Origin of the sequence: Tabrizicola sp. M-4 (assembly GCF_051132405.1) — a bacterium.
Lineage (GTDB): Bacteria > Pseudomonadota > Alphaproteobacteria > Rhodobacterales > Rhodobacteraceae > Paragemmobacter.
Map to the genome: position 1 here is coordinate 2,918,535 of NZ_CP128606.1, position 15,791 is coordinate 2,934,325.

Below are 15,791 nucleotides of genomic sequence, written 5' to 3' on the forward strand. Positions count from 1 at the left end.
CCGCGCCGGGGCAAACAGAACGGCAACCGGCGCAAAGACCGGACTCGCCAACCAACAAGGAGTGGACAATGACCGAGATTTCGCAAGGCGGGGCCAATCAGCTTCGCCGCAATTCGCTGGGGCTGCTGGCCGTCACCTTCATGGTGATCTCGGCGGCGGCCCCGCTGACGGGGGTGGCGGGCGCGGTGCCCATCGCCTTCCTTCTGGGCAACGGGCCAGGCGTCCCCGCGACCTTCCTCTTCATGACGCTGGTGATGCTCGCCTTCGCGGTGGGCTATGTCGCCATGTCGCGCTATGTGAAGAACGCGGGCGCCTTCTACGCCTATGCCGCGCGCGGGCTTGGCGGGCGCTGGGCGGGGGCCACGGCCTTCACCGCGCTGGCCGCCTATAACGCCATGCAATTCGGCCTGATCGGCCTGCTGGGCGGCATCGCGGCAGGCGTCTTCGGGAGTTTCGGCATCAACCTGCCCTGGTGGGGGTGGAGCCTGATCGCCATCCTCCTAGTCGGCATCCTCGGCTATCGGCAGGTGGACCTGTCGGCCAAGGTGCTGATCGTGCTGGTGGCGCTGGAATACCTCATCGTGCTGATCGTCGATTTCGCCATCCTTGGCGCAGGCGGCGCGGCGGATGCGGGCGGGCTGTCGGTGAATATCTTCGACACGACCGCCATCTTCTCGGGCTCGCTCACCGCCGCCATCCTCTTCTGCCTCGGCTCCTTCATCGGGTTCGAGGCGACGACGATCTATGCCGAAGAGGCGCGCGACCCGGAAAAGACCATCCCGCGCGCGACCTATCTTTCGGTGCTGATGATCGGCCTTTTCTTCGTCTTCACCACATGGCTGATGATCGCGGGCGTCGGGGCGGAGAACCTGATCCCCACCATCGGCGGGCTGGCCGATCCGACGGAATATTTCTTCATGCTGGCCGATATCTATGTGGGCGGCCCGGTGCCCCCCATCGCAGGCATCCTGCTGGTCTCCAGCCTGTTCGCGGCGCTGTCGGCCTTCCACAACTACATCGCCCGCTACAGCTATGTCGCCGGGCGCGAGGGGCTTCTGCCCGCCGCCTTCGGCCGCACCCATGATGCCCATTCCAGCCCGCATGTCGGATCGGTGGTGCAGACCATCGGCGCGCTGGTGATCCTTACGGTCTTTGCGGGGCTGGGCCTCGATCCGGTGCTGAACATGTTCACATGGATCAGCCAGGTGGGCACGCTGGGCGTGCTGGGGATGATGACGGTCACCTCCATCGCCGTGATCGCCTTCTTCCGGTCCAACGCCAAGGGCGAAGGTCCGCTGGCCACACTGATCCTGCCCGCCGTTTCCGGGCTGATCATGGCGGCGCTTTTCGTCTATATCTTCCTGAACTTCGGCGACCTGACCGGCACCACCGGCGGCGCGCTGGGCTGGATCCTGCCCGCCATCATCCCGGCGGCGGCGTTCATCGGCTGGCTGGCCGCGCTGCGGCTGGAAAAGGCCGACCCGGCCGGTTTCGCCCGGATGGGCGAGAACCGCGCCTGATCCCACCCGCGCGGGGGGCGGCGTCCCGCCCCCCGCACCCCCCACCCTTCCCCGATCCACCCGTTCCGCAAGGCCCCCCATGCCCAACGCGCCCCTCGGTCCCTCTGGCCACGAAGACAGCTTCACCCGCGACAACCTGCCCCCGGCAGGGGAATGGCCCGACCTGCTTCTGGACGGTTTCGCCTATCCCGAATGGCTGAACGCCGCCGTGGAACTGACCGACCGGATGGTGGAGCGCGGCTTTGGCGACCATACCGCCCTCATCGGCAATGGCCGCAGCCGCACCTACAAGGAACTGACCGACTGGTCGAACCGCATCGCCCATGCGCTGGTGGAGGATTACGGCGTCAAACCCGGCAACCGCGTCCTGATCCGGTCCGCCAACAACCCCGCCATGGTCGCTTGCTGGCTCGCCGCCACCAAGGCGGGTGCGGTGGTCGTGAACACCATGCCCATGCTGCGGGCGGGCGAACTGGCCAAGATCGTCGACAAGGCCGAAATCACCCATGCCCTCTGCGACACCCGCCTGATGGAGGACCTCGTCGCCTGCCAGAAGGAGAGCGCCTTCCTTCACACGGTGATCGGCTTCGACGGCACCGCCAATCACGATGCCGAACTCGACCGCATCGCGCTGAAGAAGCCCGTCCGCTTCACCCCGCCCGCCACGGGGCGCGACGACGTGGCGCTCTTGGGCTTCACTTCCGGCACCACGGGCGAACCCAAGGCCACGATGCATTTCCATCGCGACCTCCTCATCATAGCCGACGGCTATGCGAAGGAAGTCCTCGGCGTCACCCCCGACGACGTCTTCGTGGGTTCCCCGCCCCTCGCCTTCACCTTCGGCCTCGGCGGCCTTGCCATCTTCCCTCTGCGCTTCGGCGCGGCGGCGGCGCTTCTGGAACAGGCAAGCCCGCCCAACATGATCGACATCATCACCGAACACCGCGCCACCATCTGCTTCACCGCCCCCACCGCCTATCGCGTCATGCTCAAGGCGATGGAGGAGGGGGCCGATCTTTCGTCGCTGCGCGCCGCCGTCAGCGCGGGCGAAACCCTCCCCGCCCCGGTCTATGAGGAATGGCAGGCCAAGACCGGCAAACCCATGCTCGACGGCATCGGCGCGACCGAGATGCTGCACATCTTCCTGACCAACCGCTTCGACGACCACCGCCCCGGCTGCACCGGCCGCCCCGTCACGGGATATCAGGCGCGCATCGTCGGCCCCGACATGGAGGAACTGCCGCGCGGCGAGGTGGGCCGCCTCGCCGTGCGCGGCCCCACCGGCTGCCGCTACATGGCCGACAAACGCCAGAGCGCCTATGTCCGCGACGGCTGGAACCTGACGGGCGACAGTTTCTGGCAGGATGACGAGGGCCGCTTCCACTTCGCCGCCCGCTCCGACGACATGATCATCTCCGCAGGCTATAACATCGCCGGACCAGAGGTGGAGGCGGCGCTGCTCTCCCATCCCGCCGTGCATGAATGCGCCGTGATCGGCGCCCCCGATGCCGAACGCGGCCAGATCGTCGAGGCCCATGTCGTGCTGGCCGCCGGCCATGCGGGCGATGCGCTGATGGTGAAACTGCTGCAGGATCACGCGAAGAAGGTCATCGCGCCCTACAAATACCCCCGCCGCGTGATCTTCACCGAAGCGCTGCCGAAAACCCAGACGGGCAAGATCCAGCGCTTCCGCCTGCGCAGCGCCTGACCCGGACCCCGGCCCTCAGGCCGGGATCACCGCCGTCGCCTCGATCTCCACCTTGGCGCGATCCTCGACCAGCGCCACCACCTGCACCAGCGCCATCGCCGGGTAATGCCGCCCGATCACCGCCTTGTAGACGCGGCCCAACGCCTTCAACGACCCCAGATATTCCTTCTTGTCGGTCACATACCATGTCAGCCGCACCAGATGCTCCGGCCCCGCCCCCGCACAGGCCAGCACCTCGACGATGGATTTCAGGGCCTGTTCCACCTGCCCCACGAAATCATCCGTCTCGAATTCCTGATCGGCGTTCCAGCCGATGATGCCCCCGGTGAACACCATCCGCCCCGTGGCGGCCACGCCATTGGAATAGCCGATGGCAGGTTTCCAATGCGACGGGTGCAGGAATTGCAGCGTGCTGTCGGTCATTCTTGCGTCTCCAGATGCGCGGTCAGCACCGCGCGAATACGATCCGGCCAGCGCGCAGGCCGATGCTCGGGCGACATCCACACCAGCACCAGCCGCGTGATCAGCCGCAATTCCGCGCCACAGCGCGCCTCCAGCCGGAAGGTGGCGGAGGACCCGCCCACGGCCTCCACCACCATCCCCCAATCCAGCACATCGCCAAGGCGCGAAGGCGCGCGGAAATCCGTCTCCACCCGCGCGGTCGGCACGCCGATCCCATCCGCCATCATGGCGTGATAGGAATAGCCCACCACCTCGCGGAAGAAATTCTCCATCACCGAATTCGTCATCTCGAAATAGCGGGGATAGAAGACGATCCCCGCCGGATCGCAATGGTTGAACTCCACCCGGATCGCGCGCTGATACATGGGCCGCTCAGTCGTTGGCTTCGGGCGGCAGGAAATCCACGTCATGCGCCGCCGAGGCGGCTACGATGGCGGGAATGTCCGTCATGTTGTGCAAGGTGTCGAACAGCGCCTCCAGCTTGCCCGCGGGCGAAACCCAGAACAGCGCGCGGCAGGGCGCATCGGATTTGTTGAAATAGCCATGCGGCACGCCACGCGGCATCCGCACCAGATCGCCCGCGCGGGCCGTGTGCCAGACGCCATCCAGCTTCAACTCAAGCTGCCCTTCCTGCACGAGGATGAATTCATCCTGCGTGGGATGGACATGCACAGGCACGAACTGCCCCGGCTCGCTGTTGGTTTCAAAGGCGAAACTCGCCTCGCAACTGGCCTTGGGGAAATAGCGCTGCCCAAGGATGTTCAACTCGCGCCCGTGATAGGCCGCGCCGTCCCGCGTGATGCCGCCGTCAAGTGCCTTGGTCATGTCCCGTCTCCCCCTGTTTGCCCGTCAATTCAGGATGCTGCGGGCGATCACCACCCGCTGCACATCCGACGCCCCCTCATAGATCCGCAGCGCCCGGATTTCCCGGTAAAGGCTCTCCACCACCGATCCATGCCGCACGCCATCGCCGCCATGCAATTGCACCGCCATGTCGATCACCTCCTGCGCCGCCTCGGTGGCGTAAAGCTTCGCCATCGCCGCCTCCCGCGTCACCCGCGCCGCGCCATTGTCCTTCACCCACGCCGCCCGATAGACCAGCAGCGCCGCCGCGTCGATCTTCAGCGCCATATCGGCCAGATGCCCCTGCACCATCTGCAACTCGGCCAGCGCCTGCCCCTGTATCCGCCGCGCCTTCACGCGCGCCAAGGCCTCGTCCAAAGCCCGCCGCGCAAAGCCCAGCGCCGCCGCCCCCACGGTGGACCGGAACACGTCCAGCACCGACATGGCGATCTTGAACCCCTCGCCCGGTTTGCCGATCAACGCCTCCTCCGGCAGGACCATGCCCTTCATCCGCAAGGTCGCCAAAGGATGCGGCGCGATCACCTCCAACCGCTCCGCCACCTCCAACCCCGCCACATCGGCAGGCATCAGAAAGGCCGACAACCCCTTCGCCCCCGGCGCCTCGCCCGTCCGCGCAAAGACCACGTAGACATCCGCAATCCCGCCATTGGAAATCCAGGTCTTCTCCCCCTCGATCAACCACCCGCCCTGCACCCGCGTCGCGGTCGTCGCCGTCGCCGCCACATCCGACCCCGACCCCGGCTCGGTCAGGGCAAAGGCCGAAATCGCCTCCCCGCTGCGCGTCCGCGCCAACCACTCCTGCTGCGCGGGCGTCCCGAACAGGCTTACCGCCCCCATCCCCAGCCCCTGCATGGCAAAGGCGAAATCCGCCAGCCCGTCATGCCGCGCCAGCGTCTCGCGGATCAGGCAGAGCGTGCGCACATCCAGCCGCTCCCCCTCGCCCGCCCCGGAATGCCGCAGCCACCCCCCCGCACCCAGCATGGCCACCAGCCCGCGACAGGCCGCATCCACATCCCCGTGATCCACCGGCAGATGCGCCACGCACCACGCCTCCAGCGCCACGGCCATCTCCAGATGCCGCGCCTCGAAAAAAGGCCAATCCAGAAAGCTCCGATCCACCATCTTCATCCGTTCCCAAATATCCTCAGGGGGTGAGGAGCGTCAGCGACGAGGGGGCGCGAGCGCCCCCTGATTTTTCGCAAGAAAAATCGTCAATCCCCACGGAACACCGGCGTCTCCTTGGCGACAAAGGCGTGATAGGCCCGCTCGAAATCCCGCGTCTGCATGCAGATCGCCTGCGCCTGCGCTTCCGCCTCGATCGCCTGCTCCAGCCCCATGTTCCATTCCTGATTGAGCTGCGTCTTGGTGATCCCATGCGCGAAGGTCGGCCCCGCCGCCAACTGCCGCGCCAGCGCCATAGCCGCCCCCTCCAATTCCTCCGGGGCATGCAGCGCGTTCCAGAACCCCCACCGCTCCCCCTCCTCGGCCCGCATCACCCGGCCAGTGTAAAGCAGTTCCGCCGCCCGCCCCTGCCCGATGATCCTCGGCAGCATGGCGCAAGCCCCCATGTCACACCCCGCCAGACCCACGCGCGTAAACAGGAAGGCGCATTTCGCCCCCGGCGTCGCCAGCCGCAGGTCGGACGCCATCGCCATGATCGCCCCCGCCCCGACGCAAACCCCGTCCACCGCCGCGATGATGGGCTTGCCGCAGCCGATCATCGCCTTGACCAGATCGCCCGTCATGCGGGTAAAGGCGAGAAGCTCCTTCATCTCCATACCGACCAGCGGCCCGATGATGTCATGCACATCCCCGCCGGAACAGAAATTCCCCCCGTTCGGCGCGATCACCACCACATCCACATCGGTCGCATAGACCAGCGCACGGAAGGTATCCCGCAACTCGGCATAGCTTTCAAACGTCAGCGGGTTCTTCCGCTCCGGCCGGTTCAGCCGCACCACGGCCACCCGATCCACCACCTCCCACAGGAAATGCTCAGGCTTCAGCCCCGCCATCGCGCCCATCACGCCGCCCCCATCCGCTTCAGAATATCCGTCAGCGCGTCCAGATCGGCCTCCGACAGCCCCCCGAACATCCGCGCCACTTCCGCCTCATGCCCCGCCGCCAGCACCTCGAACTGCGCCAACCCTTCCGGCGTCAGCGCGACGAAGACCGTCCGCCGATCCGTCTCGCTCGGCGTCCGCCGCACCAGACCATCCGCCTCCAGCCGGTCCACCACCGTGGTGGCATTGCCGTTCGACACCAGCAGCATCCGGGAAAGCTCACTCATCGTCACGCCCTCTCGCCGCCGATACAGCGCCGCCATCACGTCGAAACGCGGCAGGGTCGTGCCATGCTGCACGCGCAGGAATTCGCGCAACTCCCCCTCCGCCGCGCGGGTCACCCCCAGCAGACGGATCCACATCTTCAACCGCCGTTTCGAAAGCGTGTCGGTCACACCTCGCCTCCCGAAATCACGATCCCCTGCCCGTTCACGCCCGCCGCCCCGTCCGAACACAGCCACAGCGCCGTCGAAGTCACCTCATCCGGCCGATAGAGCCGCCCCTGAGGGCTCATCCCCTCCAGCGCCGCCCGTGCCTGCTCCGCCGTCTTCCCCGTCTTCTCCGAAATCACCCGGATTGAGGCTTCCGTCATCTCGGTATCCAGAAACCCCGGACAGATCGCATTCGCCGTCACCGGCCCCCGCGCCACTTCCAGCGCGACAGACCGCACCAGCCCCATCACCCCATGCTTCGCCGCCGCATAGGGGGCCACCTTCGCATAGCCCTTCACGCCAGCGGTGGAGGCCACGGCAATCAACCGCCCCCACCCGTCGAACTGCCGCAACCCTTCGCGGAAGGTCAGGAACACCCCCGTCAGGTTCACCGCCAGCATCCGGTTCCACTGCTCCAGCGACGTCTTGGCGAACGGCGCCGAATCCGCCTGCCCCGCATTGGCGACGACGACATCCACCCGACCCGCCTCGGCAAACAGCGCCTGAACCGATCCCTCATCCGTCACATCGCAGGGCAGCGCCCGGATGGCCCCATGCTGCGCCGCGACCGAAGCCAAAGCCTCCACCCGCCGCCCGCAGATCACCACCTCGGCGGCCCCCGCACGGGCAAAGCCCAGCGCAAGGTCCGCCCCCGCGCCCGACCCGCCGCCCGTCACCAGAACCCGCCGCCCCTCGACACTCATGCCCGGATCACCTCCACCGCCTTCTGCGCCAGACGCCGCGCCTGATCGCGCCCCGCCAGATAGGGAAGCGGCCAGTCCGTCGCCCCATCCCCCATCGCCACCGAGGCATGCAATGTCCAGTAGGGATCGGCCAGATGCGGCCGCGCAAGGCAGACAAGGTCCGCCCGACCCGCCAGCAGGATCGAATTCACATGATCCGGCTCGGTGATGTTGCCCACCGCCATCGTCGCCAGCCCCGCCTCGTTGCGGATACGGTCCGAAAACGGCGTCTGGAACATCCGCCCGTAGACGGGCTTCGCATCCACCGAAGTCTGCCCGGCTGAGACGTCGATGATATCCGCCCCCGCGCTTGCAAACATCCGCGCGATCTCCACCGCCTCATCCGGCGTCACGCCCTCATCCCCCACCCAGTCGGTGGCCGAGATACGCACCGACAAAGGCTTCTCCTCGCCCCATGCCTTGCGCATCGCCCGCAAAACCTCCAGCGGCCAGCGCATCCGGTTCTCCAGCGAACCGCCATACGCATCAACCCGCTTGTTCGATTTCGGGCTGATGAAGGACGAAACCAGATAGCCATGCGCCGCGTGAAGTTCGATCATGTCAAACCCCGCACGCTTCGCCATCTCCACCGACGCCACGAATTCCGCCGTCACCGCCTCCATATCCGCCCGCGTCATCTCGCGCGGGACGGCGTTCTTCGGCGACCACGGCAAAGCCGAAGGCGCAATGATCTCCCAATTCCCAGAAGGCAGAGGTGCATCCCCCTCCTCCCACCCGACCTGCGTCGAAGCCTTCCGCCCTGCATGCCCGATCTGGCAGCAGATCTTCGCCGTCGTCTCGGCATGGACGAAATCCACGATCCGCTTCCACGCCGCCTCATGCTCCGGCGCATAAAGCCCCGGGCAGCCGGGCGTGATGCGCCCCTGCGCGGATGTGCAAGTCATTTCCGTATAGACCAGCCCCGCCCCACCCTTGGCCCTTTCGCCGTAATGGACCAGATGCCAATCCGTAGGGCAGCCCTCCACCGCCTTGTACTGCGCCATCGGCGACACCACGACGCGGTTCTTCAACGCCATGTCGCGCAGACGGAACGGCGCGAACATCGGTGCGCGGCCGGGCTGCCCCCCGGCCTGTTCCTGAAACCAGTCCTCCGCCCGCCGCAACCACACCGGATCGCGCAGCCGCAGGTTTTCGTGGCTGATCCGCTGGCTGCGCGTCAGCAGCGAATAGGCGAACTGCTCCGGCGGCAGGTCCAGATAGCGCTCCACCTGCTCGAACCACTCCAGAGAGTTGCGCGCCGCCGATTGCAGGCGCAACACCTCCACCCGCCGCTCGTCCTGATACCTCTGGAACGCGCCCTGCAAGGTCGGCTCGGAATGCAGATACTCCGCCAGCGCAATCGCACTATCAAACGCCAGCCGCGTCCCCGACCCGATGGAGAAATGCCCCGTCGCCGCCGCATCCCCCATCAGCACCACGTTCTGATGATACCACGTCCCGCAGATCACGCGCGGGAAGTTCATCCACACCGCCGACCCGCGCAGATGCGCCGCGTTGGAGATCAGCTCATGCCCCCCCAGATGCCGCGCAAAGATCTTGCGACACGTCTCCACCGTGTCCTCCTTGGACATGTCGGCAAAGCCCCACCTGTCCCACGTCTCCTGCGCGCATTCCACGATGAAGGTCGCGGTATTGTCGTCGAACTGATAGGCATGCGCCCAGACCCAGCCATGCTCCGTCTTTTCGAAGATGAAGGTGAAGGCGTCGTCGAATTTCTGATGCGTCCCCAGCCAGACGAACTTGCACAGGCGCATGTCGATATCAGGCTGGAACACCTCGGCATATTCCCGCCGCACCGCCGAGTTGATCCCGTCCGATGCCACGACCAGATCGTAATCCTTGCGGTATTCCTCCGCCGTCTTGAACTCCGTCTCGAACCGCAGATCGACGCCCAACTCCCGCGCCCGCGCCTGCAACAGGATCAGCATCTGCTTGCGCCCGATCCCCGCGAACCCATGCCCGCCCGACACCGTCCGCACCCCGTCATGCACGACAGCGATATCGTCCCAATAGGCGAAATGATCCCGGATCGCCTGCGTCGACACGGGGTCGTTCTTCGCCATCCGCCCCAGCGCGTCATCCGAAAGCACCACCCCCCAACCGAAGGTATCATTCGCGCGGTTGCGTTCCAGCACCGTCACCTGATGCGACGCATCCCGCAGCTTCATAGAAATCGCGAAATACAGGCCCGCAGGCCCACCCCCAAGGCAGAGAATCTTCATCGCCCGAAATCCCGTCATCCGGCGCGGAATGCGCCCATCTGGGAAAAGGCTGACACCATCCCAAAACAATTTCAAGTTTGAAATTTTCAGACTTGAAATTTTGTCGCAACCCGCGAAGATGGAGGCATGGAACTCCTGACCGAACGCCATGACGGGTGGGCCACCCTCACCCTCAACCGCCCCGCGCAGAAGAACGCGCTGAACACCGCGCTTCTGGGCGCGCTGGCCGATGCGCTGACCGCGCTCGCCGCCGATCCCGCGATCCGCGCCGTCGTGCTGCGGGGGGCGGAGGGCAACTTCGCCGCCGGTGCCGACATAGGCGAGATCGAACACAAGACTACCGCCGAAGGCGCGACCGACCCGCGCAAGGCGCATTGGTCCACCATCCGCGCCTTCCCCAAACCGCTCATCGCGCAGGTCGAAGGCTTCGCCCTGGGCGGCGGCTTCGAACTCGCCCTCATGGCCGACATGATGGTGCTGTCTCCCAGCGCCCGCCTCGGCCTGCCGGAAACCAATCTCGGCCTCATCCCCGGCGCGGGGGGCGGTCAACGCCTCATGGCGCTGGCCGGACGCGCCCGCGCCATGCGCATGGTGCTGACGGGCGAAATCATCGACGCGCAGACCGCCCATGACTGGGGCATCGCCGCCCATCTGGAAGAGGACGCCGCAACCTTCACCGCCACGCTTGCCGCGAAACTCTCAACCCGCGCCCCCCTCGCCCTCATGGCCGCCAAGGCCGCGCTCATCACAGGCGAGGAACGCCCCCTCGCCCTGACCGAAGAGCGCGCCGCCTTCGAAACCCTCCTCGACACCGCCGACAAGCATGAGGGCATCCGCGCCTTCCGCGCCCGCGAAAAACCAAGGTTCCAAGGCAAATGACGACCCCCACCATCGGCATCATCGGCCTTGGCGCCATGGGCCTCGGCATCGCGCAGGTCTTTGCCGCCGCAGGCCACCCCGTCCGCGCCACCGATGCCAACCCCGACAGCCGCGCCACGGCCCGCGACCGCCTGTCGGCCAGCCTGCAACCCCGCATCGACAAGGGCGCGATGACCGAGGCCGACCGCGCCGCCCTCCTCTCCCGCCTCATCGTCACCGACCGGGTGGAGGATATCGCCCCCGCCGACATGGTGGTCGAGGCGATAGTGGAACGCCTTCCCGCCAAGCAATCCGTCTTCTCCCTGCTCGAAGACCACCTCTCGTCACAGGCGGTGCTGGCGACCAACACCTCCTCCCTCTCTGTCGCCGCCATCGCGCGCGGCCTTGCCCATCCCGAACGCCTTCTGGGCCTGCATTTCTTCAACCCCGCGCCCGTCATGCGCCTTGTGGAACTGATCCCCCACGCCGCCACCACCGCGCAGGCTCTCACCACCGCCCGCAGCCTGACCGAGGCCGCCGGGAAAACCGTCATCCAATGCGCCGACCGCCCCGGCTTCATCGTGAACCGCTGCGCCCGCCCCTATTACGGCGAGGCGCTTGCGCTGCTGGAAGAAGGCCGCAGCGCGCCCGAAATCGACGCCGCCATGACCGCCGCAGGCTACCGCCTTGGCCCCTTCGCGCTGATCGACCTGATCGGGGCGGACATCAACCTCGCCGCCACCGAAAGCCTCTCCACCGCGATGGGCCACCACCCCCGCTATCACGTCTTCGCCGCGCTGAAGGCGCAGGTGGAAAAGGGCGCGCTTGGCCGCAAGACGGGCACGGGCTTCACCCTTCCCGCGACCGACACGCCTCCCCCGCCCGATGCCGCCGCCATCGCGCTCCGCATCGAAGCCACCCTCGCCAACGAGGGCGCATGGCTCCTCTCCGAAGGCGGCACCACGGCGGAAGGCATCGACACGGCGCTCAAACTCGGCCTCAACTTCCCGCGCGGCCCGTTCGAGATCGCCCGAACCCAAGGCCCCGCCACCATCCTCGACACGCTCGCGAAACTGGAAGCCGCAGCCCCCGCCCACCTGAAAACCCGCTACCTCCCCGCCCCCGGACTTGCCCCATGACCGAAGTCTTCCTCTGCGCCCACCGCCGCACCCCCATCGGCCGCCATGGCGGTGCGCTGGCCATGGTCCGCCCCGATGACATGGCCGCCCATGTGATCGACGGCCTGCTGGACCTCCACCCTCACCTGAGCGTCGACGAGGTAATCCTCGGCTGCGCCAATCAGGCGGGCGAGGACAACCGCAACGTGGCCCGCATGGCCGTCCTCCTCTCGCGCCTGCCCGAATCCACCCCCGCCCTGACCGTGAACCGCCTCTGCGCCTCCGGCCTCGATGCCGTGATCGCGGGCGCGCGCGCCATCCGCGACGGGGCCGATGTCATCATCGCGGGCGGCGTGGAAAGCATGACCCGCGCACCCTTCGTCATGGGCAAGGCCGAAACCGCCTTCTCCCGCGCGGCGGAAATCCACGACACCACCATCGGCTGGCGCTTCGTCAACGACCGCATCGCCCGCGCCTATGGCACCGATTCCATGCCCGAAACGGCGGAGAACGTGGCCGAGGCCCATGCCATCGCGCGGCAGGATCAGGACGCCTTCGCCTTCCGCTCGCAATCCCGCTACAGCGCGGAGTGGCATGCCGCCGACATCCTCCCCGTCACCATCCGGTCCCGCAAAGGCGACACCACCGTCGCGCAGGACGAACATCCCCGCGCCACGACGCCGGAGAAACTCGCCCAACTCCCCGCCCCCTTCCGCGTGGGCGGCACGGTCACGGCGGGCAATGCCGCGGGCATCAATGACGGGGCGGCGGGCCTGATCCTCGCCTCCGCCGCGGGCGTGAAACGCCACCGCCTCGCCCCCCTTGCCCGCATCGGCGCGGCGGCCTCGGCGGGGGTCGCGCCGCGCCTCATGGGGATCGGCCCGGTCGCTGCGGCGGAACACCTCGCCACCCGCACCGGGCGCAAGGCCGACCGCTATGACGTGATCGAATTGAACGAGGCCTTCGCCGCGCAGGTCCTTGCCTGCCTGCGCGTCTGGGGCATTCCCGACGATGCCCCCCATGTGAACGCCCATGGCGGCGGCATCAGCATGGGCCATCCGCTTGGCATGTCGGGCGCCCGCATCGCGGGCACCGCCGCGCGGCGTCTGGCGGAAACCGGCGGCACCGCCGCCCTCGTCACGCTCTGCGTGGGCGTGGGTCAGGGCGTGGCGCTGGAACTCCTGCCCGCCTGACCCCGCCCCCCTCCCCGACCCTCCCCCCGCAAGGGGGAGGGAGAGGCACCCCCCTCACGCAGGCACCGCCCTTGGCTGAACCCGCCCCGGCGCGCCGTCCAGCCGTGCGTGCAATTCGCGCGCGACCCGCGCATAGGACCCCGGCTTCACCGGCATCTGCCATTCCATGAACCGCTGCAGGGGCCCGATCCCCAGACCCATATCCTCCAGCAATTCGTCGATCTGGTGCATCGAGAACGGGATGATGTTCGTCCCCCTCGCATGCTTGCCCTCGGTCCGCGCCTCCATCCAGCGCAGCCGCTTCTCCGTCACCGCCCGCTGCTCCGCCTCGGCAGGCAGGCGCAACCCGCCCGCCAGCAGCGCCGCGATCCACAGCGCCCCCATCTCCGCCGACAGCGGCGAAAAGAAGGACGAGTTGTATCCGTTGAAGGCCAGATTGCGCACCCCCACCGGCAGGATGCAGCGATAGAGCAGGAAATTCCCCCGCTCATCCATGATCCGCTCCTGCATCGCCGGGTCAAGGAACGGCACCTCCTGCCGCCAGCCCGTGCCGCAGATCACGATATCCGCCGGGATCTTCTCCCCCGATTTCAGCAGCGCGAACCGCCGCCCCCCTTCGACCAGCAGTTGCGCCACCGCATTGTCCCGCTTCAGCGCGATCCGCCCCTTCTCCACCAGATCGAAGAACCCGTCCGTCACGAGGCTGACCGTCGACCGCGCGATCCGCTCGAACGACCCGCGCGGCAGCGCGCCCAGCTTCTTCAGCCGCAACTGCCGCGTGATCACCCCCTGCACCGTGCCCAGCATCGAATTCCGCACCGGACGCCCCGCGCCATGCAGGAATTTCTCCACCCCTTTCAGATGGATATAGGGAAACAGGCCCTCGCCCATCCGCGTCAGGAAAAGGTATTTGTAGTTCAACACCCCCGCCAGCTTCTTGGGCATCTTCCAGATTAGCTCGCGCGCCACCACCGTGACCGACGCCGCCGCCCCCTCAAGCCCCACCGCCACATCGCAGGAGGATTTGCCATAGCCGATGACCACGACATGCTTCCCCCGCGCCTCGTCGAGGTTCACGAATTCCGACGAATGGCAGATCCGCCCCCCCACCGCCCGGAACTCCTCCGCCCCAGCGAAATCCGGCACGGCCGGAGAGGAGAAGATCCCGTTGCACACCGTCAGGAAATCGAACGCCTCGCTCTGCGCGGCGCCGCCCTCGGGCCGGAAGGTCACGGTCCAGCGCCCGTCCGCCCCCTGCACCGCCGCCGTCACCGGGGTGGACAGCCGGATCAGCGGCTTCAACCCGAAATGGTCGGCATAGGCGTTCAGATAGGCCTGCACCTGCTGCCCCGAGGGCCATTCTGGATAGTCCTTCGGCATCGGGAAATCCGACAGGTGATAGGTGTCCTTGCCGTTCTGCGTGGACACGCCCGGATAAAGCCGCGTGGTGGACCACACGCCCCCCACGTCATGCACCTTCTCGAACACGGTGACGTCATGGCCGAAATCGCGCAGATGCCGCGCAGAGGTCAGGCCGGCGAAACCGGCCCCGATGATGGCGATCTTCATGGATTTTCCCCGTTGGTTGCGGGCGCGGGGCCTCTTGCGTGCCGCCGTCGCCCCGATTTGGTCACGACATCAGCAGCGGTATCGCAGGCTCCGCCCGTTCCGGCCCCATCGCGGTGTAACCGCCATCGACGCGGATATCCGTCCCGGTGATGAAACCCGCCTCGTCCGAACACAGGAACAGCACCGCCGATGCCACTTCCTCCGGATCGGCCACCCGGCCCAGCAGATGGAAGGGCGCGGCCACCGCATCGGTCTTTTCCCGGTTCCCGCCCGTCAACTGGTCCATGATGTTCGACCACGTCCAGCCGGGGCTGACCGCATTCACCCGTATCCCCTTGGGCGCCAGATCCATCGCCTGATTGCGCGTCAGTTGCAGGATCGCCGCCTTCGACACCGGGTAGAGCCAGCGCCCCGTCTGCGCCACCCGCGACGAGATCGACCCGAAATTCACGATCGCCCCCCGGTTCCGCGCCAGTTCCGCCTCCGCCGCCTGCATCAGCATGACCGACCCCACGATGTTCACATCGAGACTTTCCAGCCATTCCGCCCGCGTCGAGGCCGCGCCATTGTCCAGATAGGAACAGGCCACGTTCACCAGAAAGTCGATCCGCCCGAACCGCTCCACCGTCGCCGCCACCAGCGCCTTGATCTGCCCGTCATCGCGCAGATCGCAGGGCTGGTAGGCCACGCCCTCGCCGAATCCCTCGCCCGGCGCGATGTCGGCCACCATCACCCGCGCCCCCGCCGCGACGAAGGCATCGACCACCGCGCGCCCGATCTTGGTGCAGCCACCCGGAATGATGGCCACCTTGCCGGAAAGTCCACGCATCCCAATCTCCCCGCATTTCTTTGAATTTGAAGGAATTGTGACCGATGCCCCGGAACCCGCTATCCGCGTGGCGCGCGCTTTATCCGGAAAACGAAAAAAACGTGTATCCCCCGGGTCGGATTGCCGCAGGCCGTGCTAGGCTGTTGCTCCAATGGCCCATTCACTGGCGGACACGGCCCGATGCCCATGG

15 protein-coding genes are annotated in these 15,791 nt (G+C 67.1%); 5 read left to right on the forward strand and 10 right to left on the reverse strand.

The annotated features are described in order from the left end of the window. Positions 1-68 precede the first annotated feature (68 nt). Positions 69-1,520, forward strand: coding sequence for an APC family permease (locus TabM4_RS14270; RefSeq protein WP_434613653.1), 1,452 nt, complete (start codon positions 69-71; stop codon positions 1,518-1,520). Positions 1,521-1,599: 79 nt separating this feature from the next. After that, positions 1,600-3,228 (forward strand): AMP-binding protein, encoded by a 1,629-nt coding sequence (locus tag TabM4_RS14275; RefSeq protein ID WP_434613656.1) that lies wholly within the window; start codon positions 1,600-1,602, stop codon positions 3,226-3,228. 15 nt (positions 3,229-3,243) lie between these two features. On the opposite strand, the gene TabM4_RS14280 is transcribed toward TabM4_RS14275, so the two are convergent. From TabM4_RS14280 to TabM4_RS14315, 8 genes are all read right to left on the reverse strand, one after another. Continuing rightward, positions 3,244-3,651: a RidA family protein gene (locus TabM4_RS14280; RefSeq protein WP_434613659.1), complete on the reverse strand. Its 408-nt coding sequence runs from the start codon at positions 3,649-3,651 to the stop codon at positions 3,244-3,246. Further along, a complete protein-coding gene (locus TabM4_RS14285; protein WP_434613662.1) occupies positions 3,648-4,055 on the reverse strand; it encodes an acyl-CoA thioesterase in 408 nt (135 codons plus the stop codon). The genes TabM4_RS14280 and TabM4_RS14285 overlap by 4 nt, the downstream gene beginning before the upstream one ends. A 7-nt stretch (positions 4,056-4,062) precedes the next feature. Further along, positions 4,063-4,515 carry a cupin domain-containing protein gene (locus tag TabM4_RS14290; RefSeq protein ID WP_434613665.1) on the reverse strand — a complete coding sequence of 151 codons (453 nt, stop codon included), beginning with the start codon at positions 4,513-4,515 and terminating at the stop codon, positions 4,063-4,065. Between the two features lie 24 nt (positions 4,516-4,539). Beyond that, a complete protein-coding gene (locus TabM4_RS14295; RefSeq protein ID WP_434622085.1) occupies positions 4,540-5,676 on the reverse strand; it encodes an acyl-CoA dehydrogenase family protein in 1,137 nt (378 codons plus the stop codon). A gap of 89 nt (positions 5,677-5,765) precedes the next feature. After that, a complete protein-coding gene (locus TabM4_RS14300; RefSeq protein ID WP_434613668.1) occupies positions 5,766-6,578 on the reverse strand; it encodes an enoyl-CoA hydratase family protein in 813 nt (270 codons plus the stop codon). Beyond that, positions 6,578-7,012 (reverse strand): MarR family winged helix-turn-helix transcriptional regulator, encoded by a 435-nt coding sequence (locus TabM4_RS14305; protein WP_434613671.1) that lies wholly within the window; start codon positions 7,010-7,012, stop codon positions 6,578-6,580. The genes TabM4_RS14300 and TabM4_RS14305 overlap by 1 nt, the downstream gene beginning before the upstream one ends. Then, on the reverse strand, positions 7,009-7,752 hold the full coding sequence (locus tag TabM4_RS14310) for an SDR family NAD(P)-dependent oxidoreductase (RefSeq protein ID WP_434613673.1): 744 nt from the start codon (positions 7,750-7,752) through the stop codon (positions 7,009-7,011). The genes TabM4_RS14305 and TabM4_RS14310 overlap by 4 nt, the downstream gene beginning before the upstream one ends. Beyond that, a complete protein-coding gene (locus TabM4_RS14315; RefSeq protein ID WP_434613676.1) occupies positions 7,749-10,034 on the reverse strand; it encodes a bifunctional salicylyl-CoA 5-hydroxylase/oxidoreductase in 2,286 nt (761 codons plus the stop codon). Before TabM4_RS14315 ends, TabM4_RS14310 begins: the two co-directional genes overlap by 4 nt. A 126-nt stretch (positions 10,035-10,160) precedes the next feature. Here TabM4_RS14315 and TabM4_RS14320 point away from each other — a divergent pair, with 126 nt between their 5' ends. From TabM4_RS14320 to TabM4_RS14330, 3 genes are read left to right on the forward strand one after another with little or no spacing between them, the layout of a single operon-like run. Beyond that, positions 10,161-10,913 carry an enoyl-CoA hydratase-related protein gene (locus TabM4_RS14320; RefSeq protein WP_434613679.1) on the forward strand — a complete coding sequence of 251 codons (753 nt, stop codon included), beginning with the start codon at positions 10,161-10,163 and terminating at the stop codon, positions 10,911-10,913. Continuing rightward, complete coding sequence (locus TabM4_RS14325) at positions 10,910-12,031, forward strand: 3-hydroxyacyl-CoA dehydrogenase NAD-binding domain-containing protein (protein ID WP_434613681.1); 1,122 nt, start codon at positions 10,910-10,912, stop codon at positions 12,029-12,031. The genes TabM4_RS14320 and TabM4_RS14325 overlap by 4 nt, the downstream gene beginning before the upstream one ends. Next, positions 12,028-13,203, forward strand: a complete 1,176-nt coding sequence (locus tag TabM4_RS14330) for an acetyl-CoA C-acyltransferase (RefSeq protein ID WP_434613684.1) — start codon at positions 12,028-12,030, stop codon at positions 13,201-13,203. Before TabM4_RS14325 ends, TabM4_RS14330 begins: the two co-directional genes overlap by 4 nt. Positions 13,204-13,257: 54 nt before the next feature. Here TabM4_RS14330 and TabM4_RS14335 read toward each other — a convergent pair whose 3' ends face one another. Together TabM4_RS14335 and TabM4_RS14340 are read right to left on the reverse strand one after the other, a co-directional pair. Continuing rightward, entirely contained in the window at positions 13,258-14,772 is a 1,515-nt protein-coding gene (locus TabM4_RS14335) for a flavin-containing monooxygenase (RefSeq protein ID WP_434613687.1), read from the reverse strand. 61 nt (positions 14,773-14,833) lie between these two features. Then, complete coding sequence (locus TabM4_RS14340; protein WP_434613689.1) at positions 14,834-15,601, reverse strand: SDR family oxidoreductase; 768 nt, start codon at positions 15,599-15,601, stop codon at positions 14,834-14,836. Positions 15,602-15,791 lie beyond the last annotated feature (190 nt).